The sequence below is a fragment of the Prosthecobacter sp. genome (assembly GCF_044222345.1).
Taxonomy (GTDB): domain Bacteria; phylum Verrucomicrobiota; class Verrucomicrobiia; order Verrucomicrobiales; family Verrucomicrobiaceae; genus Prosthecobacter.
In genome coordinates this window covers 46,438-69,586 of sequence record NZ_JBGANL010000034.1, presented here as the reverse complement: position 1 = coordinate 69,586, position 23,149 = coordinate 46,438, and the positions used below count along the sequence as shown (strand labels likewise).

Sequence of the window (23,149 nt, the reverse complement as noted above, 5' to 3'; positions counted from 1 at the left end):
CCAAGGCTCGGCAACCCTGGGCTATATTACGCAGCCCCTTCAGGGCTGATGTGTCGCGGAGCAGACTGGAAAAAGATGATGACCGTTTGCTGAGGGAGCGAACGGAGGGGCCAATACTGAGCGACACAGAAGCGTTTTTTTGATCGCTGCTTCCTTTTCACTTCTCATCGGCGGAAGGATCAAAGGGCTTGTTGAAGGGCGGGCCGCGCTCGCCGTCGTAGGTTTCGCGGAGGTATTCGTCGCCTTCGCTCTTTTTGCGGCGGATGTTTTTCGGAGCCACGAGATTGCCCACCCGGCGGCGCTCGGCGCGGCCGGCCTGCCACTGCTCCCAAGTCCAGGTGCGGTCTGGACTGGATTTGAGTTTCGAGGGGGTCATGCGGAATGTTAGCTCAAGAAGCGGATTTTGCCAGTTCGGCCTCTACCTCAGCTTTCACCGCGTCGAACTCCTGCACGCAGTTGTATTTTGAACAGGCTGCGACGCGATAGGCTTCTTTCCAGTCGATGGGGAGCCGATTTGAAAGGACAGCAGCCATGAGTTTTTTGGCGCAGTCATCGTCTTTCTCATCGTAGCCGTTGCAGTACTTCCTGGCGGCATAAACGCGGCCAACGAGTGCATCTTCAACAGGAATCAAACGCACTTCCCCGTGGGGAGTGTCGAAGCGTGACAGAGCTTTATCAGCGCGATAATCGATTTCGCCGAGGAGGTCGATCCAGAGGCCTTCGATGCCCCAGCTTTTGCCGCCGCCGTGGGATTTGACGCCGGGGATCTGGAGCATGATTTCACGGCGCTGGTCATTGTCTGGCTGCGGCCAGCCGGCCCAGCAGATGTCGGTGTCTCCGGACATGTAGGCACCGTCCGTGTAGAACTCGATGGCGGAGCCGCCGACGATGACGGGTTCGAAGCCACGTTCGCGGAAGAGTTCGGAGACGAGTCCGGCGAGGAGGAGGGACTTGGAGTTTAAATCGGTCTCTTCGCGAACGAGGGTGAGCGCGGCGGCGATTTCATCGGCGGTCATGCGGGGAGCATGGCGGATGGAGGGACGTGGGGGCAAATCAAATCATGCTGCGGGCGGAACGTATTCCCGACGGGGTGCGACACCGGCTTTGCTTTCCAGAGGGTGGCGAATCGACCAAAGACAAGAGGGTAATCTCTCAACTCAAGGGTGTCTTGGGCGTGAGTGAGTGACGATTGATGAGCAATCGATTTTTGATTTTTGAAGTGTCGGACTTTGACCGCAGAGCGGTATCAGATCACACCTTGGCTTTATCCACTTCATCCCAGGGGATTTCGGAGAGTTCGGCGTTGGGGTTGCGGCGTTCGAAGTAGTTGATGGCCCACTGGTCGGAGAAGAAGACGACCCAGCGTTCGTCGCTGTCCTGGGCGGTGGTGACGCCGCCGGGGATGTCGAAGTCTTCGATGGCACCGCCGTCTTTGGTGCGGACCCAGCGGAGGACTGTGTAGGGGGCGTTTTCGATGCGGCTCTGGGCGTTGTATTCGCTTTCGAGGCGGAACTGCACGACTTCAAACTGGAGAGGGCCGACGGCACCGAGAAGCGGCACGCGCTGCCCGGCATGGGGCTGGATGAACTGCTGCACGACGCCTTCGCTGAGGAGCTGCTCAAGGCCGTCGCGGAAGCGTTTGTAGTGGGCGGTGCTGGGGTTGTGCAGGTAGGCGAAAACTTCGGGGGCGAAGCGGGGGATTTCGTCGAACTTGAGCTTGGGATCGGTGGCGAGGGTGTCGCCGATGCCGAAGCCGTGATTGCCGACGATGCCGACGACATCGCCTGCGTAGGCCTCGTTCACGGTCTCGCGATCCTGGGCGAAGAGTTTTTGGGAGTTGGCGAGGCGGACGATTTTGCCGGTGCGGGTGTGGGTGACCTGCATGTCGCGTTCGAACTTGCCGCTGACGATGCGGACGAAGCTCATGCGGTCGCGATGGCGGGGATCCATGTTGGCCTGGATCTTGAAGACGAAGCCGGAGAAGCCTTCATCGGTGGGCTCGATGACGCGGCCGTCGGCGGCCATGCGCGGTTCGGGCGGTGGGGCGAGTTCGAGGAATCCATCGAGGAGCATCTGGACACCGAAGTTGTTGCTGGCGCTGCCGAAGAAGACGGGGGTGAGCTCGCCGCGGTCGATCTTGGTGCGATCGTAGGCATGGCCTGCGCCGTCGAGCATTTCGAGCTCCATCTTGGCCTGTTCGAGGGCTTCGGGGACGGTGTGCTTGGCGACGAATTCATCATCGAGGCCGCCGACTTTTTCGGGGGCGCGGTAGGCGCCGTGGACGGTGCGCTCGAAGAGATGGACGTCGTGTTTGCGGCGGTCGTAGACTCCGCGAAACTGCTGGCCGAGGCCAAGGGGCCAGTTGATGGCGCAGGCGCCGATGCCGAGGACGGTTTCGAGTTCGTCGAGGAGGGTGAGGGGCTCGCGCGCGGGGCGGTCGAGCTTGTTCATGAAGGTGAAGATGGGGACGCCACGGCGGCGGCAGACTTCGAAGAGCTTGCGGGTCTGGGCCTCGATGCCTTTGCCGGCATCGACGACCATGATGGCGGCATCCACGGCGGTGAGCACGCGGTAGGTGTCTTCGGAGAAGTCCTTGTGACCGGGGGTGTCGAGGAGGTTTACGACGCTGTCTTTGTACTCAAACTGGAGGACGGTGGAGCTGACGGAAATGCCGCGCTGCTTTTCGAGCTCCATCCAGTCGGAGGTGGTGGCGCGCTGGTTTTTGCGAGCGGTCACGGAACCCGCGAGCGCGACGGCACCGCCGTAGAGCAGGAGCTTTTCGGTGAGCGTCGTTTTACCGGCGTCGGGGTGCGAAATGATCGCGAAGGAACGACGGCGGGCGATTTGGGCTTCGTGGGGCATGGGGGGACAGGGGGGTGGTGTTCATGCCGCAGAGCAGGGTGGGTTTCAAATGCGAATTCCGGCGCACGAGCATTGTGGGCGTGCGTGATTGACGATTGATGAGCAATCGATTTTTGATTTTTGAAGTTACGAGGCTGTGCAAAGACAGCGTATCAGCTTGATGAGTGCGCTGTGGTGAGGCGGCGGTTTTTTAAAACCAGTGGGGGATGAAGCGGCTGGTGTTGGAGGTGATGAGGGAGGTGTCTTCGCGGATGCCGATGCCGGCGGGTTCGCCGCCGATGATCCAGGAGCCGATGACGGGATGGTGGCCGGAGAAGGTGACTGCGGGGTGGAGCTCCTGGTAGACCTTGGGCTGGGCATGCCAGGGGCCGTCGGTGCTTTCGAGCAGGCTGCCGTTTTGGATGAGGCGGACGTTGGTGCCTTCGCGGCTGAAGTAAGGCTTTTCGACGTGGTCGCGCATGCCGTCGGGCTTGAAGGCGGTGCGAAGGAGGTTGGGGTGGCCTTCGAACATTTCCCAGAGGAGGACGAGGAAGGCTTTGTTGCTCCAGAGCATTTTCCAGACGGGCTCGATGAAGCGCTGGCAGCGGCCGGGGAGATGGCAGGAGAAGTCCTCCAGCCACATCCATTCCCAGGGGTAGAGCTTGAAGAGAAGATCGAGCGGGTGGTCTTGGTGGTCCACGAAGGTCTGCATGCCTGCATTCCAGCCGAGATCTTCGACGGCGAGGTCGATGGTGGTTTTGCCTGACTGGCGGCAGGTGTCGATGAGGTAAAGGAGGGTGCGCCAGTCTTCTTCGGAATCGCGCTGGGCGCAGAAGTGGATCTGCTGCTGGGGCCATGCGGGCCAGGCGGCGAGCAGTTTTTCGTGGATGGAGTTGAACTGATCGGCGTGGGGGCGGGTCTGCTGGAGCCACTGCCACTGCACGACTGAGGCCTCGAGAAGGCTGGTGGGGGTGTCGGCGTTGTATTCGAGCATTTTGGGCTGGCCGGAGCCGTCCCACATGAGATCAAAGCGACCGTAGAGGGAGAGATCGTCGCGGTCCCAGGAGTGGATGATTTCCTGCCAGGCCTGGGGAGAGATGGCGAGGCGGTCGCGCCAGTTGTCGCGGATGGCGCGCTCGGCGGCGGCGATGCTGAAGCGTTGCAACTCGGCGGTGGCCTGTTCCAGGCGGTCGATTTCGGGGCTGGTGAAGCGGTAGTGGGCGGATTCGTCCCAGTAGAGGTGGCCGTCGGCGGTGTGGAAGGTGAGGCCGAGGGCTTCGACCTGGGCCTGCCAGTCGGGGCGGGGTGGTTCGGGGATGCGTTGCACGGAAGAATCAGGAGCCGGAGAAAAAGCCGGAGAAGCCACCGGTGCGGCCAAAGCCGCCCCGGGTGGTGAAGGCGGAGCGCGTCATGCTGGCCTGGCTCTGGGGGACGCCGGTGTGGATGGGGGCTCCGGTGGGCTGCCGTGCGTAGTCGTTATTGACCGACGGAGGGCTCATGGGAGTGGAGGGAGCCGTGCTGTGCGACGAACCCGAACCTGTCAAGCCACCGCGAAAATATGTGGAGGATGAAGGGTAGGCCTTGGTGCTGTGATAACGCGACCACCTGCCGCAGCGGTAGTAACCCCAGCGCTGATCGTAGTGATCGTAGGGATAGGGGAACCATGCGGCGCAGGGCTGATGATAGTAGCCCAGCTGGGGGTCGTAGGCGTTGTGCGGCGGCCTCTGGCGCGAGACGTCATTACCGGCGAAAAAGGGCGGGAGGCTGGCGCGCATGGCAGGGCTCAGGGACTCGGGCGGCAGCACGGCGGTGCTGTGTACATTCACCGGCTCGGTCATGCGATTGTAGCCGGTGACACCCAAGCCCACGCCAGCCAGCGTGAGGATGATGACATTGCTGCGTTTCATGCGACGGAAGGGCGAATTAGCTGCTCATGGCGGCTGCGAGGATCAGGGACACGCCGATGATCACGCTGCCGGCGAGGATGGCTGCAGCGACGTTTTTGTGCTCGAAGATTTCGGCGTGGAGATTGCCGGGGGTGAGCTTGTCGAAGAGCTTGTAGCCAGCGATGGCCATGAGGATGCCGGCGAAGCCGAAGATGATGAAGAGCTCCAGGCCGTGGGCGATGGAGTATTCGGCGAGTATGAGGGAGGGGAGAAGGGGCATGGGCTGGGAGGATGGATGATGGGGGGCGGTGGAGGTGAGCCTATGAAAGAGCCGCAGAGGGTGGAAAGGGAAATTACAAGGGGGGTGGAATTTTATTGGGGGTGGTGGGAAAGCTTCGAGTTTGCGGGGTTCGTGCGCAGAGCGGAAAGTGATCCGCGCTGCATGTGCCAATGGGATGGTGCGCTGGAGGCTGCGATGCTGAAGAGACGTGTGGAGGCATGGGTTCACGCGGAGTGCTGCGGACTGGAAGTCCGCGCTCCGGGGCGCTTTGGCCTGCGACGTTCCATTCCACGATGAAATCTCATTCACATCATCTCGGATGAACGAGCGGCAAGATAGGTTCACTCGACCTTGGGCAGATGAAGTCCTGCGGTGAATTCTTCGTGTGATATTTCACGAACCTGTCCTGACTCGATCTCGGCATCACGACGCATTGCTTCATCCAAGATTTCATCTGTACAGAGACTGCCTTCGGGCAGTTGCAATGCGGCCTGGGTGGCGGTCATGCCGAGAGATTAACCGCCTGCTTGAGAGTGGCAAGGCGGGAGACTCAAGGGGTCTCGTTTGAATAGTTTACCTCAACCAGATACAGGCCGCAGGCGGGGGCGGTTTGGTTGCTTTGGGGGCCGGTGGGGTCGGAGAGGAGGGAGGCGAACCATTCTTTGGGTTCGCGGCCGCGGGCGACGTGCATGAGGCTGCCGACGATGAGGCGGACCATTTTGTAGAGGAAGCCATCGCCGGAGAATTCGAGTTCGAGGAGGTCGCCTTCTTCGCGGAGTTCGGCGCGGTGAATGGTGCGGGTGGTTTTTTCGGTGCGCTGGCGGCGCTCGGTTTCGGGCATGTCGCCGCGATTGGCGGAGAGGCGGACGAAATTGTGGGTGCCGATGAGTTTTTCGCAGCACCAGCGGACGGCGTCTAGATCGAGGGGACCGTAGACGTGCCAGGCGCGGTCGGCTTCAAAGGGGGAGAGCATGCGGGGGCGCCAGATGCGGTAGCGGTAGGTTTTGCCGACGGCGTCAAAGCGGGCGTGGAAGAGGGGCGGGCATTCCTCCACGTGCAGGATGCGGATGGTGAGGGGGAGGCAGGCGTTGAGTGCATGGGCCCAGGCCTCGGTGCTCATGCGGACGGTGTCGGGGACATCGCAGTGGGCGGTCTGGGCGAGGGCGTGGACGCCGGCGTCGGTGCGGCCGCTGCCCTGGACATGGGTGTGAATCCGGGTGGCTTTGCGGATGGCGGTGTTGATTTCGTCCTGCACGCCGCCGCCGCCTTCCTGGCTCTGCCAGCCGCGCCAGGGGGTGCCGCAATAAGCGACGGTGAAGCGCAGACGTTTGAATCCTGGCTCGGGGCCATGATGCCTGCCTGCTTTACTTTCGACGTCGCTTCGGCTCATCGGTCCATGGGATTTCGTAGGAGGCGTCGGGCAGCAGGAAGCCCTCGGGGCCGCGCTGCTGGTTCAAGTATTCTTGAAGGATGACGACGGCGGCGAGCTGATCGACGATCTCGTTGCGCTCCTTTTTGCCGGTGATGCCGGCGCGGGACATGGAGGCCTCGGCTTCGACGGAGGAGAGGCGCTCATCGACGAACTCGATGGGGACGGAGTGCTGCAGCTCCTTGCCGAGGCTGGTGGCGAATTTTTCGACGCGCTCTGCGGCGCTGCCGCGTTCTCCGCTCATGCGGTAAGGCATGCCGATGACGATTTTGCCGATGCGCTTTTCCTGAACGATGCGGGCGAGGGTGCGCTCGGGCTCGTGATTTGCATCGATCGTTTTGAAGGGGCTGGCGACGATCTCGGTCTCGTCACTGAGGGCGAGACCGATGCGCACGGTGCCGTGATCAATGGCGAGGATGCGGGGCATGGGACTGGAGGCTAGATACTGGATACTGGCTGTTAGATGCCAGAGTCGGAGACAGATCAGCGAAGCTCTTTGGGCAGGCCGTCGACGATTTTTTTGATGTTCTCGGCCTTGTTGCGGGTGGCGACAAGGAGACCATCTTTGGAAGCGACGACGATGAGATCCTGCACGCCAATGAGAGCCACATGCTGGTCGGTCTGGGTGAAGACGATGTTGTTCAGGGAATCCTGCTGCGAGAGGGCGCAGTTGTGCTGGTTGCCATCGCTGTCGGTATCGAGATAGCGGCCGACGCTGGTCCAGTTGCCGACGTCGTCCCAGTCGAAGGTGGACTCGATGTTGAGCACGCGGGAGGCGCGCTCCATGAGGGCGTAGTCGATGGAGAGCTTGGGCAGCTTGCCGAACTGTTTGTCAACCGTGGCGCTGAAGTCCTTGGAGCCGCGGAGTTCGGAGATGAAATCGGCGAGCACGGGGCAGTGGCGGCTGAGCTCGCTGAAAATGGCGGGGATGGTCCAGATGAACATGCCAGCGTTCCAGAGGAAATTGCCCTGGCTGATGAAGTGCTCGGCGAGGTCTGGATTGGGCTTCTCGCGGAAACGGGCGACTTCCCAGACGGGGAGGTCATCGAGACCGCCGATGCTGGCGCGGCGGCCGCGCTCGACGTAGCCGTAGCTGGGGCAGGGCCAGGTGGGGGTGATGCCCACGGTGACGAGGCTGCCGCTGTTTTCGGCAGCGAGGGCGGCGTTGGAGAGCACGCGCTGAAACTGAGCATGATCTTTGATCAGGTGATCGGCCGGGAGCACGATCATGGTGGCGGTGGGGTCACGAGTGACGACCCAGCCGACGGCGAGGGCGATGGCGGGAGCGGTGTCGCGCTTCTCAGGTTCTGCGACGATGTTTTCTGCGGGCAGATCCTTCACGAGTGCGCGGACGGAGGCTTCCTGCTGCTTGTTGGTCAGGATGAGGATGTTTTCCTTGGGGACCAAGCCGTCGAGACGCTCGATGGTGAGTTCGAGGAGGGTTTTCTCACCAAAAAGTTTGAGCAACTGCTTGGGCAAAGCATCGCGGCTGATGGGCCAGAAGCGCTGGCCGCTGCCGCCTGCGAGGATGAGAGCGTAACGATTTTTGGGTGCGGCTTGTGACATGAGCAGGTTTTTTGTGGACGGGCCTCCCTTAGCCGGAAAGCAAGACGCGGGCAAATTCCTCTTTGGTGATTCTCGTGGAGGGGTTATGTTTACCCATGAAAGAAAGCCTCTCCGCTCCCAGCTACGAAACTTATGCCTCACTGATTGCACCTGCCGCTGCCGGGTGTGCGCTGGGCATTCTGTTTGGCCGGGGGATGCGGCGTGGATCTTCGAATGTGATCGCGCTGACTTTGCTGGCCGCCAGCGCTGCCATCGCCGCGCCGGTGGTCACCGAGCTGGTGCAACGCACGGCCAATCGTCCGGGCAGCGAGCGCGGCAGCCGCCGCAGGCTGGAAGGCATTCGCAACCACGGCATGCCGGATGGGGATGTGGGCGAATTTTTTGCGGATACGCCGGAGCCGTTTGTGGCGAAGAGGTAAGAGGGTGGAGAAGGTTGCCAAATGAAGAGCAGCCAATGCTCTCGTTTTCTGGGAAACCTGCCATTCATTTACCTGAAGAAGGCGCTGGCCCTCCTTCGCTCTGCGAGGTTACTCCTCTAAAGCCCACGGAGGACAAGACGGAGGGCATTTTTTTCGCCGCTCTGCGGCGGAAGAACGCAGGCGTTTATTGGCGAATGCGACACCTGAGCCTGTTTTGAGATAGCGTTCGAAGGCTTGAGCCTTGCTGCGATCGGAGAAGGCGAGGTAAGTTTCGAGAACCCAAGGCCGGTAGTGGCTGGTGTGGGGAGACTTTCCTGAGTTGTGTTCTGCGAGGCGCTGGCGGAGGTCTTCGGTGTAACCTGTGTAAACCTCTGCAGGGTAGGATTCGCTGCGGAGGAGGTACACGTAGAACATGGTTTCTCAGATTGAATGAGAAGACTTGCGAGGGGCGAGTCTCTCTCTTGAGGAGTGGTTGTTTTAGTGGCGGTGGCCCGTCCTTCGCTCTGCGAGCTACGGAGGGCATTTTTTGTCGCTTAGGCGACAAAAAATGGCGGAGAGGGAGGGATTCGAACCCTCGGTTGCCTTACGACAACGTCTGATTTCGAGTCAGCCGGTTTTCAACACCTTAATCTCCTGAATATCAGATGTTTAAAGCGATTTCAAAAACGATGCTGAGGCACATTCGCGTGCCTCGGACGCGTCATTTTCGTGCAATCTCCACGGTGGAGGTGGAACTGGGAAGGCTCTTAAGACACGGTGATTCAGTCCAGTCTTAGCGCGATTTTATCCGAGGTCGCCTCCACTCTCGTAAACACCCGTCCATCAGCAACGAGCCGCACAGGTTTATCCATCAAGCGCGCTATGGCGTCAAAACAGCCCAGTTAACATCCCCCGCGTATACAAAGAAGTATCAGCGGAAGCGGTGGGGCGATTCATCATTTTGAACGCCTGTGACGAGATCAACCCGTGCGCGGTTGCAATCCCGGCTTGTCGCATTCACATTGATGCAGTTCGATGTTGGTCCTTGGACCCGCCTTGAGCCCCGATCGAAAAATTCAGATGCTCCATATTCAGACATTCGGCCAGCAAAGACTGGTCTGCACAAAAGATAAAGCGCCCATTGGCGTGGCTGGGATTCCATTGGCCAAAAACAGTTTTTCAGATGGTAGACGGCGGCAGACGCACAGCGTCGAGCACGCAAAAAATGAAGAATGAAACTCCGGGCCGTCGCGCCTATAAACTCAAAGAAGCAGCCTCCCTTTTGGGAGTCTCAACCGTCAGCCTCCGCAGAGCCATCTCGCGTGGGCTGATCAAACCATCTCGTGCCTTCCGGCATGTCATCATCTCTACCGAAGAGCTTGATCGCTTTCTTCGTACCACCTCTGCTGTGTGCGAAGGAGGTGAGTCATGAATACGGATACGCAAGATCTCACCGTTCGAAGCCCATCAGAGCTGCTGGAGATGAGTTTCCCTGCCTCCGACAATTACGTCGCAGATGGCGTCATTGCCAAGGGGCAAAGAGCAGCCATGATTGGCCCTGCAGGAATTGGAAAATCCATGACCATTACGCAGTTGGCGTACAGCTGCATTCTCGGCACTCCCTTCTTGGATCTTCCAGTGGGGTGTGAGGACAAAAACATCCTCATCCTACAGGCTGAAAATTCCAACCGCCGGCTTGCTTCCCAGCTCACGCGTCAACTCTCCGGTTTCACTGACGATGAGAAACGGAGGATCGACGAGCATTTGAGCATTCACACGCTCGAACAATCCCAGGATTCAGCCCTTCGAATGAAGGGGGGGAATGCCAACGCCGTTGCACGTTTGCTCTCCAAAACAAAGCCTGACATCGTGTTCATTGATCCGCTCAACGCGTTTGCGCAAAAGAACCTCAACACAGATGACGGCATGTTGGACACGCTTCACGAGCTTGAACTGCTTGCCAAGGAAGCCAATCCAGATGTCGCCATCATCATTGTGCATCACACCCGCACCGATGGACGAGCCTACCTCGACGCCGTTGGACCCAGTCGCTCAAACTATGGGCGTGGTTCAAAAGCGCTTCATGGCTGGTCGCGTGGCACGTTCAACATCGCTGCTGGCTCTCCCGATGATAGCTCCAAAATCCTCGTTGCCTGCGGTAAAAATTCCAATGGCCCTGATTTTGAGCCGTTTGGAGCAGTGCGGAATCCGGAGACCCTTCTCTTTGAACGAGATCCGTCGTTTCGTCTCGACGTGTGGAAGCAGGAGATGTCCGGCAAACCAGCTGGGCGTCTTCTGCTCACCCCAGAACAAGTGGCGGGGTTTGTCGCTGATCGACCGCTTAATCGCCAAGACCTTTTGGAAGTGATTATGGAAGAATCAGGGTGCGCGAAGTCGAAGGCTTATCAAGCCATCAAAGATGCTCAAACCCAGACCATTGTGCGTGGCGCTGATCGCCTTTTCCGGTCGATCAAAGTGTAAGTGAAACGGTGGTCGTCAGCCCGTCTGGCGGCCACCATTTTTCCGTCCCTTTGGGGTTCGTGGAAAATGGAAATGGAAAACAGGGGCTCGGAGGTCATGAAAATATTTTCATGGCCTCTGGATCTTCTGCCGACAGAAATTATATTTACTCATCCGCTGCCCGTCTGGCAGTGGCAAGAATTGGTAACGGCAAAGATGCAGACAGTTTGGTCTGCGCCGGCCCTTCTTGGAGATGATCCGTCCGTCGATTGCCGATGGGGGTGAGTCTCAGATCGTTACCGCTGATTAAAGGAACGATCACCTGCCGGAATGGCCAATGGTCTGAACCATTCCAGAGCTACCCAATGCCAACGTTCTGATACAGGACACCCGCGTCTATGGCAGAGGTTCGAAAGGCAGCCTGAACGACCCCTCCTACATTAAAAACATCAATTCTATGAACGTCCCTATCGAAATTCAACTCCTGACCAACTCGGGGAAACAGCCTGCTGCATCCTCGTCTATCACAATTACCGAGGCAGTCAACGTAGGTGCGGAAAGCACCACCGAAAAGCAACAAGCTCAGCACATCAATGGTGTCTGGACGAACCCGGTCACGATCAACAAAAACAACTTCCGATTCAAGAGCCTCTCAACATGGAGCCTTAATATCGCGGTCGGCTGCAATCATGGCTGCCGTTACTGCTATGTCCCAGATACCTCCACGAACAAGCAAGCGTCAAAGCTCCGTGAATTCGGCATCACTGATCCTGATGCCGAATGGGGTGAATATGTCCTGCTTCGACCATGGGACGGCGGGAGATTCAACAAGTCGCTGCACGAAGCAGAGACCACTGGATTGGACGAACTGAATCCGGATGGAAACCGCGCCGTGATGCTGTGCACCATGACCGATCCATATCAGGTCTTGAAAGGCCGCAACGCTGAAGAGACGGCGAAACTGAACCGAGATCGCCTACGTCTCGTCCGCAACTCGCTTCGTCGTATCCGGGACTATTCCACGCTCAACGTCCGGATTCTGACCCGCAGTCCGCTTGCGACACAAGACTTTGACTTGTTCAAAACGTTCGGCGATCGCCTTGTCTTCGGGATGAGTCTTCCAACGCTGGATAACGATCTGGCGCGTATCTACGAACCGAACGCACCTGCACCTTCACAGCGGCTGAAAACCCTTCAGAAGGCAAAGGAGGCCGGACTACATGTTTACGTTGCTATCGCCCCAACCTACCCAGAGTGTACCGAAGCGGACATCCGAACCACTCTTCGAGCAGTGAAAAGCCTTAGCGCGGTCACAATCTTCCACGAACCCATCAACATCCGTGCTGATAATGTGGCCCGCATTCAAGCACACACTAGATCAATTGGGCGCGCACTCAACACAGAGGTCTTTGCTACGCCGGAGGCTTGGCGTAAGTATGCTCTGAGTCAATTATGCCTGGTTCAAAAGATCGCGGAAGAAGAGGAGGTAGCTGATCGTCTGCATCTTTGGCCGGATAAATCTTTGAAATCGAAAGCAGGATTTCAGAAAATGGTTATGCGTGGCGAAGCTGCGACAACAGGACGAAAGCTGAGCGCCATTGAAAGAAATGCGATGAACAATCAGCTCAATACCGACTTCGCGGCTGTTGACTCATGGATAGACTCTTGGCATGAGCGGATCAGTGAATGGCCGGGTAAGCAGCCAAGCCAATGGGTCCGTCAACAGCTTCCAGAGTTCATGACACAATTGTTGAAAGCTGCTTGATGAAACAATTTTAGTCTCCGCTTGCTTTTCAACGGATTTGAAGTAAATTTGTGTTTCTCATTCCGGACACTCGCTAAGATCAAAAAAACGCGCAGTGTCCCGCACTGAAGGTTATCACCAAGATAGGCACACCTTCACTGTGCATCGCCCTTTAATGATACCGGGCTGATCGCGCAGGTTAACAAAAACATCGGATACCTGCCAATAGGCGGTCAATCAGATCCCGCTCAAACTTGCGCATCACCATTCCTAAAACGGGACGGATGGGCTGCGCCTCAAAAGAAGCATTATGTCCACAGAATTGAATCATCCGAAATCAAGAAAACCACAAAATAAAACCAACCGTAACTCCGCCGAGAACACCGAAGATGAGGTGATCGATGCTGAGTACGTTATGGTCGATTCGCGAAAGAGCGCATCGTCATCAAGCTCAACAAAGTCAGTGCCCATTGCATCGTCAACGGTCACGGGTCTGGGAACGGTAGATCAATCTGGATCTATCGATGTGTCCGTGACGGCCGCAGAAGCTTCGACAAAGGCAGAAGAGATCCTGCAGATTGACATTACGCTGTTGAAACCCAACCCGATAAATGTCGAGATCTACGGTGAAGAACCGGTCGACCAAGACCTGGTGTCATCCCTCCAGGACAATGGCTTCCAGGAGCCACTCATTGCAACGCCTGCTAAAACACTCGTGGCAGGACACCGCAGATTGAAAGCGGCAAAGAAACTTGGGCTGTCGCACGTTCCAGTGATAATTCGTGCTTATGAAAGCGAACTCAAGTCACAGGCCGCTTTGTTGGAAAGCAATCGTCAACGGCCAAAAACCAATGAGATGCTGGGCAACGAGGCTCGCCTACGAATGCAGATTGAGGAACAGCTCGCGAAACAGCGTCAGCAGTCGGGTGCCCAGCGCAAGAACGACCCGAAGGCCTCTTTGGCAAACGGCAGTTCCCGTGACAAAACAGGCGATGCCATTGGCAAAAGTGGTGTGACAGCCAAACATTTGGTCGAGACTGTAAATGCCATTAGCGCTCTCAGCAAAAATGGCAAAACAGAGGAGGTCCAACAAATCCGAGCCGCGCTAAACAAGAGCATCAACTCGGGATTCTTGAAGGCCGTCTCGCTGGGTGCAATTAAGCCGTCTCAAAAGGTAAAGAAGTCACCCGCGAAAGCGGCCACCAACAAGCCGGTGGTCTCTGGAAAGGCTGATGCATCTGAATCGCCATATAGTTCGTCCGGTGAGTTTCCAACGATCTCAAAGCATGGACAGGCGATGAAAGCCATTGAGCAGCTCGTGGAATATTTGGGAGATCTCAAAGCTGATGTTGTGACTGATAAACAGAGAGATGAGTGGAATGAACGCTTGGACGAACTCACCGATGTGTTGAGGGAAGCGGAGATTCTCACTCGATAACAGCAGCCAAGAAAAAAAACAGCTCTCGCCATCAGTGTTGAATATAAAAACCACTGAGAGATGAGCATCAATCAGCAGGTCGGCGATGGTGACCGACCTGCATCCCCTTGTCAGTTCTATGAAAATCACTTCAAACAAAGAGCGCTCATTCACCTTGAGCACTGCATCACAAATACCAACTTCGATTCAAAACCCGGAGAACGATCTAAGAGATAGATTATGCACTCCTCTCTCCTCTCCCTCATTTGATTATCCTGCATCCGTTGACCCTGGTTCATCATCCACATCCACCAGCTCGACTTCATCTATCCTGTCCAATGCTCAAGAAACAACCCGCACCTCCAACTCATCCGCTTTAATCGTTCAGAGACCAAAATTCAAAGAAGACCTAAACTGGTGTGACAGTGCGGAGATGGTTAAAAATTTGGCTCTGTTCGATGAGGATCAGCAATCTTTGATCCGGAGCATCACCATCAAACATCAAGACTTCCCGGATGATTTTAACAAGGGAAACTACTTCGAGAGCATTTACCCGATCATTGCTTCTGGGTTTTTGAGCGCTGAGAAGATCGTCTATTGTGGCGCTCAGTTCTCATCAGGCAAGCGTCCATGTCGGCTTTGGCATCTGTGTTCTCGCTGTGCCTATTACCGGGGAATGAGTTCAACACTCCGGTATGGTCCAGCGTTCAACAAAGCTGACTTCTCCCATCTCACCTGTTCCTTTGATGGTGGACTTCCGCTTGATTCAACAAACAGTGCTGATCTTCGGAATTACTGGTTAGCCAATGCAAGCGCTGTTCGTTGGGCATTCAACGAAGGCTTGATCGAAGGTGCCTATATCGTTCATGAGTTGGCAATTCTTCGCTTTCTCCCTCTGCGCGTTCTGCCTCATTCGCATATCCTTGTTTCAGGTGATGCATTGACGGTGGACAGGTTGAATACCATTTCGACCTACATCGCGGAGACGGAAGGTGTTGATTTGGTGCCATCACTTCATAATCGCGCGTTGCATACCAGAACAGATCTTGAGCACGTCATCAAATATCAAACGAAGGCGATCAAGCTTCAAGAACCCTACACCTCAGCACTCATCCAATGTGGTCGTCATAGGCTTCGCGAACTGAATCTGGAAATGAGAGAGTTCCTCGATTCATATTCCGCAGCTGTTGGGCAGTTCCAAAAAATCGTCCGCATAGGGAATCTTAAACCTCAGTGTCAAAGACAGTATATTGGCTCCAAGGTTTCAAATGCAGCCAACAAAACAGTTCGAGAGATGCGAACAAGAGCCTCCAGAGGGAATCGCGTTTAGAGGCAATCTGAGCACTTTGAATGCTTTCCGCTGTCCACCATACTCGGAAAGCATTTGAAGCGTTTCTGGAGGCCTTGCGTGCGTCCTACGGGGCATTCCCTGATGATGAGCCAAAGCGAAAAAAACAAAGCTGCATGCGAATTCCAAATACACAGAACATTTCTTAGAATCTGCTGTACATTGATCCCGTGTTGTGGTAGGTTATTTACATGGATCGCGTGCAAAAAGTTATCTTCAAATCAACCACTCCAGGCATAAATCTGGATGGAGATTTGGACCTCGGTAATAAGACTGATGAAAAAATGACACACAGCTTTTCAGGAAAAGATGGCGTGGCAAAACCTGCTACGTCGCAAGAGAAAAGAAGATATGCTCAAGATACAGAAAATGGTAAGCTGGGTCCTCATTGAAGGATTCCACCAGGCAAAGATTACGGACGCACGCCTGATCAATAGTAGCGTCCCAGATAAAGAAGAGTGTGAATTGAGGCTGATTTTTGAAGCCACATCACTGCTCCATCCGACGAAGAAATACTTGGCCAAAAAAGGATACAAGGTCAAGGATTCCAAGCAGATCATCAACGATCTGACGGAACTTCTAGGCGATGATATTCACCAAGTCATTAATTTGGCGGGTGAAATCATTCCTGAAGCCCTGAACGTTCTTGTTGGTCAGCCGGTTGATATTGAAATCGAACATCATCATGGCAAAAACCATGCGGAGCCGTTCTGTATGGTCTCACAGGTCACAAAGCGTGGTGGACTGATTGAACAGCTCAAAGAAGCGGCGTAACAATTCGATAACGAGACGCCAACGGAAAGACCCCCATGTGATTCGTCACGCGGGGGTTTTCTGTTTTTGCGTGCTTGTGAAAATGTTTACACAAGCTGCCCGCCATCACCAACCTTCTTTTGTTGTGCTGAGCATGGCTTTATCTCAGCATGCTCACCTTCACCCCCATCGCCTCAAGCAGCATTTTTCCCATCTGCCGTGGTTACTCATCGACGGGTTTGGGTGGAAGCATGCCAGCGAATCTTCCTTCAAAACTATCTGCGGGCATGTCTTCAGCATCACTTAGATTCCAGAATTTGCCGTTCCCGAGCCGATGGATGGGCAGGAAGTGAGTGATTTTTTCTTGGGGAGCCTGACCGATCAGCACCAAGACTTCTTCCCTGTCATATGATTCGGAAGGTGGTGTTAACGCATCTAGTGGCTCGTCTGCCTTGGCCTTTGTGATCCAGGATTCCACAATGAGCACTACCGCAGAAGCACCATACGAGGCAGTGATCAGACGGACCTTCTTGGCGAAATCGTCCTTGGCCCCCGTATCGCTCAAACTGTTCGGGCAAAACAGAATGATACCCTTGTCTGTTGAAGACAGCATCACCGGAGCTAGCGAACCACTCATTTTCATGTTGAAACGAGCGTAGCGAGTGGCTTTGGTGATGAGGGATTGGAGGGGGGAGGGCATTGGTTCAGATTACCTTTGGGGTGGACCCGTATCAAAAAGCAGTTTGAAATACTCGAACACAGCCTTGGTTCGCTCGTAGATCTGGCGATTGCTCATTCCGGCATGCTCACACATTTCATTCATCGGCACAAAACCGTCGCTGATGAATTGAACCACCTCCAAGGGATTGCGCTATGCCTCCGATTCTACACTTGATGGAGTTGAGATTAATCAGGATGAAAAGTTTGCCAATTACCGAATCAAAATTTGATACTGGTCATGAGATAAACAAAGTCGGCATCACTGCTGGCTCCGGTGGCATTCAGGTAATCGCCGACGAAAAAGTGCGAGTAACCGGTGGTAAGCGTAAGATGGCTCGAAGCAGCGTAGGTGACGAGGACGTCGAGTTCGCTTCCGGCGAAGTTGCTGGCGGCGGGGCTGGCGGGGCGCACGGTGGTGGTGGCGTTGGCGCGGCGCCAAGTGTCGGCGGTGTTGGCGAGCCAGAAGACGTGGTAATCTAGGCTGGTGGTGACCTTGACGGTTGGTTTGGCACTGAGATGCAGAGCGATGTTGTGGATGTTGCTCCAGGAGAAGGCGTCCATGTAACCATAGTGCAGATGATTGGTGGGGAAGAGGTTTTGGAAAGCACCCTGCTTGTTGTCCGCAGCATTGCCGTCCCCGCTGGCGTAGCTGTATTCGAGGCCAACGCGAGGCTTCATCGGGGCGTGGAAGGTGTAGCCGCCCTCGACGTAACTGGCGAAGGCGAGGAGATCACGTCCTCCCGCTTTGCCTGCCTGACCCACAAATTCGCTTTCGTAATCCCAAGGGCCCAGTTTGCCGGGAATGGACTTCCAGTGAGTGCCGAGGGTGAGGAAGTGGTCGTTGCGGTTGGTGTCGTCAAAGTAGAAGGCAAACAGCTCAGTGTCCTGAACACCGTGGTTGGGCAGATGCGCATAGAGTCCAGAGAGGAGAGAGTCTTTGTCGCTGTCGTCCATGCCGAAGCGGTCGATGACGACGACGGAAGAAATGAAGGCATCGACCCACAGACCGTCTTTGCCGGTGTAGCGCAGTTTCACGGCGTCGAAGGTGCGGGAGATGTTGCTCCACTCCAAGGGGCCGATGAGGCGCTGATCGCCGTAGAGCAGCACTTGGCGGCCGACTTTGAGCGAGAGCGGGGAAACCTTGGCATCACCTATTTCGACATAGAGCTGACGTAGATCGAAAGGATTGTCGCCCTCCGCGCCGAGCAGGCCGGGGATGTCGGAGCGGTCACTGGCGATCTCACGCGCGTCCTGTCCCTGAACATAAAACGTGAGCCAGTCGGCAGGCTTCAACTGCATGCTCAGCCGAAAACGGTTCAGCAGCCAGGAGTCGTCATTGATGGTTCGCAGGCCGCTGTTGAAGTCGAAGTTGTTGTAGCGGTATTCAAAACGCGTCTGGTCTTCGAGGCCGAACACGACGCGACCATCGGTAAAGGAAAGCGGGTTAGTCGCGGCGGCGGTTTGCGCATGTGTCGAGAGTTGGAACGCCAGCGCAGTGGCGAGGATGAGTCGAGTTTTCATGGCTTCAGAAGCTGGCGCACCGAGTTGACAGTGGGTTCGATGTCGGCACCGAGCGACTCCTCCCGGTGGATGACATTCCCGTCTTCATCGAGCACGGCGATGAGGTTAGAGTGGGCGAAGAAGCCTTCGACGAGCTGAAACTTGAAGTTCAAGGCCACGGCGAGCTGCTGGACGGTGTCATCAGGCGCGGTGAGAAAGGTCCAGCGTTCGCTGCTCATTTTTAGTTCGGCCATTTTGGCGGCCATGGCGGCCGGAGTGTCATGCTGGGGATCGATGGAGAGGAAGGTGAAGCCGACTTTGTTCGCATCCGCTCCGAGCGCAGTCTCGACCTTCTGCATGTCATGAAAGATGCGCGGGCAGGCAAACTTGCAGCGGGTGAAGCCCATGGTGACGACACGCACTTTGCCGCGCAGACTGGCGAGCATGACCGGCTTGTCAGTCTGCGTGCGCCACTCGCCCGAAAGATCATAAGGTGTCTTGAAGGTGGCAGGTCGTGTGACGTCCTTCGCATTGGAGCTGACCGATTTTGCACCCCGAAAGCCGAGGCTGCCGACGCAGTAGTTTCCTTTGAGGCTGGAGCGAAAAGCGAAGCGCATGTAGGCGGCGTAATTGCTCACATCCGCTGCGAGCAGAGAGCCCGCGCCACAAAAGAGCTTCCGCTCCATGGAGCCGTCGCCGCGTGAGTCGCCGACGATCATGCTGCTGTTGAAATCATGCACCCATTCCCACACGAGGCCGTGCAGACCGCGCACACCGTGGACATTCAAGATGCCGGACTGCACGCTCTCCAGCGCAGAGGTGGCGGGCTTGGAATACCATTCCAGCAGGAGTTTTAGAAAGGCCTGATCGGTGCTGGCATCGATTCTTTTTGCGTCAGCGCGTGCCGCGAACTCCCATTCGTCCTGCGTGGGCAGACGTTTGTGCTGTGACTGGCAGTAGGCCTGCGCCGCATGCCATGAGACGTGCGTCACTGGCGCCTGTGGCGGTGCTTGGGCACCGAGATCCAGATCTCCTGCCCAGTGCTTGAGGTAGTTGCTGTCCGCCTGTGCGCTGCGCACTTGAGTCCTCCGCCATTCGGGATGCGCCTCAACGAAATCGAGGAACTGCGCATTCGTCACCTGCAAGGCATCCATGAAGAACGCGGGTGCCGTGCGGGGCGTGGCCTCTTTGGCGTAGAGAGGTTTGTACTCTCCGCCGGGGATGAAAACCATGCCCGGCGGTGGCTCAGGTGTCTTTGCAAACAAGACACCTGGCACAAGCAGGAGAGCGAATAGCGCGTGTCTCATGACTCAATGCGCTCCAGGAGCTGCGGCGGGTGGTGGGACGGTGGCACGGACTTCTTTGACCATCGCAGGAAGCACTTCAGTGCCGTTGTTGCCCCAGTTGCTATAGACATAGGTGAGCGCGTTGGCGACCTGCTCATCATTGAGGCCGAGTTGCGGCATGATGCTCTCATACGTCTCGCCATTGACGGTGACTTTGCCCTGAAGGCCATGCAGCACGGTGGCGATGGCACGCTTCGGATCGGCGTTCAGGTAATCCGACTTGGCGACTGGAGGGAAGGCTTTGGGGATGCCCTGACCTTCCGGCTGATGGCAGGCCATGCAGATGCTGGTGTAGAGCATTTTCCCGCGCGCGATGCGCTCTTCTTTGTTCGCGGCCGGAGCCTGCTGAGTGGATGCCTGCGCGATGCTCTGGATCGTGCTGCCTTCCATCTGATAGATGCGGTCGTCCTGCTTGCCGGAATACACGAGCTTGTTCTCGGGGCCGCTGACCTTGATCATGCCGACTGCGCCTTTATTAAACGCACGGAAGATCGAGTGATCGACGAGGATATAGGTGCCTGGCACTTCGAGCCCGAACTCGACGATGGCAGAGCCGCCAGCCGGAATCATCGTGGTCTGCACCTGATGCTGCGCGGGCTTCGCGCCGCCTTCGAGATACACATTGTCAAAGATTTCGCCGATGACGTGGAAGGACGACACGAGATTTGGGCCGCCATTGCCGACGAAGAGACGCACTTTTTCGCCTACGGCAGCCTGCACGGCATTGTCACCTGCCATGGCTCCGACAGAGCCGTTAAAGACGACGTAGTCCGGTATTTCCGTGAGCGCCTTCTCCATGCTGAATGGCTGCAATCCGGCCTCACCATGCGGTCCTTTGGTGTAGAACTCAGATTGGAAGACATAGAACTCTTTGTCCACTTTTGGCATGCCGCCGATGGGCTCGATGAGAATGAGGCCATACATGCCGTTGGCGACATGCATGCCCACCGGGGCGGTGGCGCAGTGATAGACATAGAGGCCGGGGTTCAGCGCCTTGAACGAAAACACGGAGGCGTGACCCGGTGCGGTGAAGGAGGCCGCAGCCCCGCCTCCCGGTCCCGTCACGGCATGAAGGTCGATGTTGTGCGGCATCTTGCTGTCCGGGCGATTCATGAGGTGAAACTCCACCTCATCGTTTTGCCGGATGCGCATGAACTTGCCCGGCACGCTCCCGCCGAAGGTCCAGAACGTGTAGTCCACTCCATCGGCCATGCGCTTTACCAGTTCGACGACTTCGAGCTTGATAGTGACCTTCGTGGGATGATCGCGCGTGATCGGAGGCGGCACATTCGGCGCGTCGGTGAGCACCGCGTCTTCCGTGCCGGAGACAGGCTTGTCCTGCTGCTTGGTGGGATTCGCCAGCGCGTCACCTGTAGGTGCGGACGCTGCCGCCGGAGCTGTGCCGTAGGAGTCCATCGCCTTGATGAAGGTCGCCTGGGACATTTTTTCGTTGGGGCTGAGTTCCTGGTCTCCGCATTGAGTGAGCAAACTGGTGACAAGACCCGTCAGGAGGAGTCGCGATGTTGTTTTCATGGGGTGGCTGGTTGTGGTTGGGATTTGTAGCGGGCGTAGCGCTCGCGCTGCTCGGGAGTGAGGTTGGCGGGGTCGAAGCGCGGGTCGGGGACTTGGTTGATGCGTGAGAAGATCACGTTCGCCATGTCAGCGGCGCAGTTCTTGATGTGATCGGCATGTTCGCCGACAAAAAGGTCGTCCACGGTTCCGCAAAAGAGCTTGAGCCAATGATCAAACTTGTCACGGCCCATGTCCGTGAGAGCTACCAGTTTCGCATGAGCAGCGAGCGGGTTGCCAGTGAATCCTCCGCTGCGGAACATCACCGTCTCCCAGAAGGCGTACATCTTTGGCAAATGAGTTTCCCAATTCGTCTGCGCCACTTGATCAAAAATGTGACCGAGCACCGCATCCGCCCGCACACGATCATAGAAGGTATTCACAAGCTTTACGATCTCAGGTCGGCCTTGGAGATCGGGTTTCTTCACGGGGTCTTCGGGAGTCATGCAATGACATCATGCAGCATTCTCAAATGGCTGCTCCGCACGTTCTGGCAAGGTATGCGCCGCAATTGCGGAACCCGTGTTCCGTAATAGCCAATGGCATTGAACTGGCGTTATGAGAGTGAAGTGCACGGAGCACTCTTTACACGATATGAAAACTTCCTATCAAACCGCCTCTACCGAAGCCTGGGAGCCGCCGGGCGGTGTGCTCGTGTGGCTGCTGGTCTTCCTGGAGGTCATCACCTTTGGGGCTGGCATCATCACCTTTCTAGCCCAGGGCCGAGACCATACTGCGGAGTTTGCTGCCGGGCGGGAGTTGCTGAACCAGCCGCTGGCCTTCGCTAACACACTGCTGCTTTTGACCGGTGGCTGGTGCATGGCAAACGGCCTCGGGTCTCTGAGGTGTGGGAAACCAAACCAATCTCTCCGCTGGGTGACAGCCGCCATCATGACGGGCCTCGTTTTCACGCTACTCAAGGGCATCGAGTATGTTGACAAAGTCCAGCATGGCATCGGCTTCGGCAGGGATGTGTTCTTCACGTTTTACTATGCTCTGACGGGTTTCCATCTGGTTCATGTTCTCGCGGCCGTGGTGCTGCTTGCCTTCATGGCGCGTGGCATCCGTCACGGGCACTATCACCGCGAGGAGCATTTGGATGTCGAGAGCAGCGGCATCTTCTGGCACATGTGCGATCTCATCTGGCTGCTGGTTTACCCCGTCATTTACCTGCTATGACACGCGCCAACACCTTCATCTGGGCCGCGCTCATGCTGCTGACCGGGCTTAGTTTTGCCCTTGGCGAAAGAGTCACAGCCAGTCGTTTCATCCTGCTGGTGGCAGGGGTGAAGTTTGCACTTGTCGCATGGCAGTTCATGGACTTGCGACACGCTGCCATTCGCTGGAGCGCTGGCCTTGCGGGTCTTCTGGCCCTCATCCTTGGCCTGGCCGTGTTTCTGGCCTGATCTCACACCGCCAGCTTCAGCCGTGCCATCAACTTTTTGACGGTAAGGAGATCGTGGATTGCTTCACAAATCATCCCGGCATACCAACAAATCGCTTCGGGGTTGCCTAGCATTGTGGAACGCGGTGGCACGTCGTCGTAGCGGAAGAAGTCGCGCCCACCTTCTTCGCTAGCGATGCGGTCACCCTCTCCCGGTCGGCGACCTGATGGCGGGCAGCCTGCGTCTTCCCATGCTTCGAGCGTGGAGTTGCGCAACACGCGATGCGCGGCGTAGGGCCAAGTGTCAATTCCCCGGTAATACGGAGCCGAAGAGTTACTTCACTTCGCCATTTCAGAGGCCTTCTTTGCTTCGTAGGCTTTATTAGCCTCTTCGTTACTTTTGTGGGCCTCTCTGTGAACCTTCGTCGAGGGGCCATTGCCTTCGAGCGCAGCATCGTCTTTGTAAACGCCGGGTTTCATGTGGAATTGGAGTGGGATAGCCGTCGTC

27 protein-coding genes and 1 tRNA gene are annotated in these 23,149 nt (G+C 56.7%); 9 read left to right on the top strand and 19 right to left on the bottom strand.

Features of this window, described 5'->3' with window-relative positions:
* Positions 1-157: 157 nt before the first annotated feature.
* The 10 genes from ACILSL_RS17830 to ACILSL_RS17785 form a co-directional block, all read right to left on the bottom strand.
* Entirely contained in the window at positions 158-376 is a 219-nt protein-coding gene (locus ACILSL_RS17830; RefSeq protein WP_395733410.1) for a hypothetical protein, read from the bottom strand.
* 13 nt (positions 377-389) lie between these two features.
* On the bottom strand, positions 390-1,016 hold the full coding sequence (locus ACILSL_RS17825) for a hypothetical protein (protein ID WP_395733409.1): 627 nt from the start codon (positions 1,014-1,016) through the stop codon (positions 390-392).
* A 235-nt stretch (positions 1,017-1,251) separates the two neighbouring features.
* Positions 1,252-2,862, bottom strand: a complete 1,611-nt coding sequence (locus ACILSL_RS17820; protein WP_395733408.1) for a peptide chain release factor 3 — start codon at positions 2,860-2,862, stop codon at positions 1,252-1,254.
* Positions 2,863-3,052: 190 nt separating this feature from the next.
* Positions 3,053-4,168 (bottom strand): glutathionylspermidine synthase family protein, encoded by a 1,116-nt coding sequence (locus ACILSL_RS17815; RefSeq protein WP_395733407.1) that lies wholly within the window; start codon positions 4,166-4,168, stop codon positions 3,053-3,055.
* Positions 4,169-4,175: 7 nt separating this feature from the next.
* Entirely contained in the window at positions 4,176-4,748 is a 573-nt protein-coding gene (locus tag ACILSL_RS17810; protein WP_395733406.1) for a hypothetical protein, read from the bottom strand.
* Positions 4,749-4,764: 16 nt separating this feature from the next.
* A complete protein-coding gene (locus ACILSL_RS17805; RefSeq protein WP_395733405.1) occupies positions 4,765-5,007 on the bottom strand; it encodes a DUF350 domain-containing protein in 243 nt (80 codons plus the stop codon).
* 341 nt (positions 5,008-5,348) lie between these two features.
* On the bottom strand, positions 5,349-5,513 hold the full coding sequence (locus ACILSL_RS17800) for a hypothetical protein (protein ID WP_395733404.1): 165 nt from the start codon (positions 5,511-5,513) through the stop codon (positions 5,349-5,351).
* A gap of 44 nt (positions 5,514-5,557) precedes the next feature.
* Positions 5,558-6,397, bottom strand: a complete 840-nt coding sequence (gene truA, locus ACILSL_RS17795; protein ID WP_395733403.1) for a tRNA pseudouridine(38-40) synthase TruA — start codon at positions 6,395-6,397, stop codon at positions 5,558-5,560.
* Entirely contained in the window at positions 6,372-6,863 is a 492-nt protein-coding gene (gene ruvX / locus ACILSL_RS17790) for a Holliday junction resolvase RuvX (protein ID WP_395733402.1), read from the bottom strand. Before ruvX ends, truA begins: the two co-directional genes overlap by 26 nt.
* A 56-nt stretch (positions 6,864-6,919) precedes the next feature.
* Positions 6,920-8,002 carry a mannose-1-phosphate guanylyltransferase gene (locus ACILSL_RS17785; protein WP_395733401.1) on the bottom strand — a complete coding sequence of 361 codons (1,083 nt, stop codon included), beginning with the start codon at positions 8,000-8,002 and terminating at the stop codon, positions 6,920-6,922.
* Positions 8,003-8,097: 95 nt separating this feature from the next.
* On the opposite strand from ACILSL_RS17785, the gene ACILSL_RS17780 reads away from it, so the two are divergent.
* Positions 8,098-8,421, top strand: a complete 324-nt coding sequence (locus ACILSL_RS17780) for a hypothetical protein (RefSeq protein WP_395733400.1) — start codon at positions 8,098-8,100, stop codon at positions 8,419-8,421.
* A gap of 108 nt (positions 8,422-8,529) precedes the next feature.
* Here the strand turns inward: ACILSL_RS17780 and ACILSL_RS17775 are convergent, their stop codons facing one another.
* Together ACILSL_RS17775 and ACILSL_RS17770 are read right to left on the bottom strand one after the other, a co-directional pair.
* Positions 8,530-8,835 (bottom strand): GIY-YIG nuclease family protein, encoded by a 306-nt coding sequence (locus ACILSL_RS17775; RefSeq protein ID WP_395733399.1) that lies wholly within the window; start codon positions 8,833-8,835, stop codon positions 8,530-8,532.
* Positions 8,836-8,969: 134 nt separating this feature from the next.
* Positions 8,970-9,055, bottom strand: a tRNA-Ser gene (locus ACILSL_RS17770).
* A gap of 528 nt (positions 9,056-9,583) precedes the next feature.
* Here ACILSL_RS17770 and ACILSL_RS17765 point away from each other — a divergent pair.
* The 6 genes from ACILSL_RS17765 to ACILSL_RS17740 all read left to right on the top strand — a co-directional run bounded on the left by ACILSL_RS17765 (position 9,584) and on the right by ACILSL_RS17740 (position 16,143).
* Positions 9,584-9,832, top strand: a complete 249-nt coding sequence (locus ACILSL_RS17765) for a helix-turn-helix domain-containing protein (protein ID WP_395733398.1) — start codon at positions 9,584-9,586, stop codon at positions 9,830-9,832.
* Positions 9,829-10,881 (top strand): AAA family ATPase, encoded by a 1,053-nt coding sequence (locus ACILSL_RS17760; RefSeq protein WP_395733397.1) that lies wholly within the window; start codon positions 9,829-9,831, stop codon positions 10,879-10,881. Before ACILSL_RS17765 ends, ACILSL_RS17760 begins: the two co-directional genes overlap by 4 nt.
* Positions 10,882-11,317: 436 nt before the next feature.
* On the top strand, positions 11,318-12,625 hold the full coding sequence (locus ACILSL_RS17755) for an SPL family radical SAM protein (RefSeq protein ID WP_395733396.1): 1,308 nt from the start codon (positions 11,318-11,320) through the stop codon (positions 12,623-12,625).
* 289 nt (positions 12,626-12,914) lie between these two features.
* Entirely contained in the window at positions 12,915-14,042 is a 1,128-nt protein-coding gene (locus ACILSL_RS17750) for a ParB N-terminal domain-containing protein (protein ID WP_395733395.1), read from the top strand.
* 118 nt (positions 14,043-14,160) lie between these two features.
* The gene (locus ACILSL_RS17745) at positions 14,161-15,351 is read left to right on the top strand and encodes a hypothetical protein (RefSeq protein WP_395733394.1); all 1,191 of its coding nucleotides are present in this window, start codon (positions 14,161-14,163) and stop codon (positions 15,349-15,351) included.
* Between the two features lie 327 nt (positions 15,352-15,678).
* Positions 15,679-16,143, top strand: a complete 465-nt coding sequence (locus tag ACILSL_RS17740) for a hypothetical protein (protein WP_395733393.1) — start codon at positions 15,679-15,681, stop codon at positions 16,141-16,143.
* 202 nt (positions 16,144-16,345) lie between these two features.
* Here ACILSL_RS17740 and ACILSL_RS17735 read toward each other — a convergent pair whose 3' ends face one another.
* The 5 genes from ACILSL_RS17735 to ACILSL_RS17715 form a co-directional block, all read right to left on the bottom strand.
* Positions 16,346-16,822, bottom strand: a complete 477-nt coding sequence (locus tag ACILSL_RS17735) for a hypothetical protein (RefSeq protein ID WP_395733392.1) — start codon at positions 16,820-16,822, stop codon at positions 16,346-16,348.
* Between the two features lie 239 nt (positions 16,823-17,061).
* Positions 17,062-18,363: an alginate export family protein gene (locus ACILSL_RS17730; RefSeq protein ID WP_395733391.1), complete on the bottom strand. Its 1,302-nt coding sequence runs from the start codon at positions 18,361-18,363 to the stop codon at positions 17,062-17,064.
* Positions 18,360-19,649, bottom strand: a complete 1,290-nt coding sequence (locus tag ACILSL_RS17725; RefSeq protein WP_395733390.1) for an SUMF1/EgtB/PvdO family nonheme iron enzyme — start codon at positions 19,647-19,649, stop codon at positions 18,360-18,362. Before ACILSL_RS17725 ends, ACILSL_RS17730 begins: the two co-directional genes overlap by 4 nt.
* Positions 19,650-19,652: 3 nt before the next feature.
* The gene (gene nirK / locus ACILSL_RS17720; RefSeq protein ID WP_395733412.1) at positions 19,653-21,104 is read right to left on the bottom strand and encodes a copper-containing nitrite reductase; all 1,452 of its coding nucleotides are present in this window, start codon (positions 21,102-21,104) and stop codon (positions 19,653-19,655) included.
* 113 nt (positions 21,105-21,217) lie between these two features.
* Positions 21,218-21,703 carry a group III truncated hemoglobin gene (locus ACILSL_RS17715; RefSeq protein ID WP_395733389.1) on the bottom strand — a complete coding sequence of 162 codons (486 nt, stop codon included), beginning with the start codon at positions 21,701-21,703 and terminating at the stop codon, positions 21,218-21,220.
* Between the two features lie 148 nt (positions 21,704-21,851).
* Here ACILSL_RS17715 and ACILSL_RS17710 point away from each other — a divergent pair, with 148 nt between their 5' ends.
* Together ACILSL_RS17710 and ACILSL_RS17705 are read left to right on the top strand one after the other, a co-directional pair.
* Positions 21,852-22,436, top strand: a complete 585-nt coding sequence (locus tag ACILSL_RS17710; RefSeq protein ID WP_395733388.1) for a cytochrome c oxidase subunit 3 — start codon at positions 21,852-21,854, stop codon at positions 22,434-22,436.
* The gene (locus ACILSL_RS17705) at positions 22,433-22,663 is read left to right on the top strand and encodes a cytochrome C oxidase subunit IV family protein (RefSeq protein ID WP_395733387.1); all 231 of its coding nucleotides are present in this window, start codon (positions 22,433-22,435) and stop codon (positions 22,661-22,663) included. The genes ACILSL_RS17710 and ACILSL_RS17705 overlap by 4 nt, the downstream gene beginning before the upstream one ends.
* Positions 22,664-22,665: 2 nt before the next feature.
* Here ACILSL_RS17705 and ACILSL_RS17700 read toward each other — a convergent pair whose 3' ends face one another.
* Entirely contained in the window at positions 22,666-22,920 is a 255-nt protein-coding gene (locus tag ACILSL_RS17700) for a hypothetical protein (protein WP_395733386.1), read from the bottom strand.
* A gap of 60 nt (positions 22,921-22,980) precedes the next feature.
* Positions 22,981-23,121, bottom strand: a complete 141-nt coding sequence (locus ACILSL_RS17695; RefSeq protein WP_395733385.1) for a hypothetical protein — start codon at positions 23,119-23,121, stop codon at positions 22,981-22,983.
* Positions 23,122-23,149: the final 28 nt, after the last annotated feature.

Bases quoted from the DNA above. Each gene is read 5' to 3' on its own strand.
- ACILSL_RS17705 (WP_395733387.1), top strand. From the start codon at position 22,433: ATGACACGCGCCAACACCTTCATCTGGGCCGCGCTCATGCTGCTGACC.
- ACILSL_RS17765 (WP_395733398.1), top strand. From the start codon at position 9,584: ATGGTAGACGGCGGCAGACGCACAGCGTCGAGCACGCAAAAAATGAAG.
- ACILSL_RS17825 (WP_395733409.1), bottom strand. From the start codon at position 1,016: ATGACCGCCGATGAAATCGCCGCCGCGCTCACCCTCGTTCGCGAAGAG.
- ACILSL_RS17805 (WP_395733405.1), bottom strand. From the start codon at position 5,007: ATGCCCCTTCTCCCCTCCCTCATACTCGCCGAATACTCCATCGCCCAC.
- ACILSL_RS17730 (WP_395733391.1), bottom strand. From the start codon at position 18,363: ATGAAAACTCGACTCATCCTCGCCACTGCGCTGGCGTTCCAACTCTCG.
- ACILSL_RS17820 (WP_395733408.1), bottom strand. From the start codon at position 2,862: ATGCCCCACGAAGCCCAAATCGCCCGCCGTCGTTCCTTCGCGATCATT.
- ACILSL_RS17750 (WP_395733395.1), top strand. From the start codon at position 12,915: ATGTCCACAGAATTGAATCATCCGAAATCAAGAAAACCACAAAATAAA.
- ACILSL_RS17775 (WP_395733399.1), bottom strand. From the start codon at position 8,835: ATGTTCTACGTGTACCTCCTCCGCAGCGAATCCTACCCTGCAGAGGTT.
- ACILSL_RS17800 (WP_395733404.1), bottom strand. From the start codon at position 5,513: ATGACCGCCACCCAGGCCGCATTGCAACTGCCCGAAGGCAGTCTCTGT.
- truA (WP_395733403.1), bottom strand. From the start codon at position 6,397: ATGAGCCGAAGCGACGTCGAAAGTAAAGCAGGCAGGCATCATGGCCCC.
- ACILSL_RS17710 (WP_395733388.1), top strand. From the start codon at position 21,852: ATGAAAACTTCCTATCAAACCGCCTCTACCGAAGCCTGGGAGCCGCCG.
- ACILSL_RS17725 (WP_395733390.1), bottom strand. From the start codon at position 19,649: ATGAGACACGCGCTATTCGCTCTCCTGCTTGTGCCAGGTGTCTTGTTT.
- ACILSL_RS17695 (WP_395733385.1), bottom strand. From the start codon at position 23,121: ATGAAACCCGGCGTTTACAAAGACGATGCTGCGCTCGAAGGCAATGGC.
- nirK (WP_395733412.1), bottom strand. From the start codon at position 21,104: ATGGACTCCTACGGCACAGCTCCGGCGGCAGCGTCCGCACCTACAGGT.
- ACILSL_RS17810 (WP_395733406.1), bottom strand. From the start codon at position 4,748: ATGAAACGCAGCAATGTCATCATCCTCACGCTGGCTGGCGTGGGCTTG.
- ACILSL_RS17760 (WP_395733397.1), top strand. From the start codon at position 9,829: ATGAATACGGATACGCAAGATCTCACCGTTCGAAGCCCATCAGAGCTG.
- ACILSL_RS17715 (WP_395733389.1), bottom strand. From the start codon at position 21,703: ATGACTCCCGAAGACCCCGTGAAGAAACCCGATCTCCAAGGCCGACCT.
- ACILSL_RS17780 (WP_395733400.1), top strand. From the start codon at position 8,098: ATGAAAGAAAGCCTCTCCGCTCCCAGCTACGAAACTTATGCCTCACTG.
- ACILSL_RS17785 (WP_395733401.1), bottom strand. From the start codon at position 8,002: ATGTCACAAGCCGCACCCAAAAATCGTTACGCTCTCATCCTCGCAGGC.
- ACILSL_RS17740 (WP_395733393.1), top strand. From the start codon at position 15,679: ATGGCGTGGCAAAACCTGCTACGTCGCAAGAGAAAAGAAGATATGCTC.
- ruvX (WP_395733402.1), bottom strand. From the start codon at position 6,863: ATGCCCCGCATCCTCGCCATTGATCACGGCACCGTGCGCATCGGTCTC.
- ACILSL_RS17830 (WP_395733410.1), bottom strand. From the start codon at position 376: ATGACCCCCTCGAAACTCAAATCCAGTCCAGACCGCACCTGGACTTGG.
- ACILSL_RS17755 (WP_395733396.1), top strand. From the start codon at position 11,318: ATGAACGTCCCTATCGAAATTCAACTCCTGACCAACTCGGGGAAACAG.
- ACILSL_RS17745 (WP_395733394.1), top strand. From the start codon at position 14,161: ATGAAAATCACTTCAAACAAAGAGCGCTCATTCACCTTGAGCACTGCA.
- ACILSL_RS17735 (WP_395733392.1), bottom strand. From the start codon at position 16,822: ATGCCCTCCCCCCTCCAATCCCTCATCACCAAAGCCACTCGCTACGCT.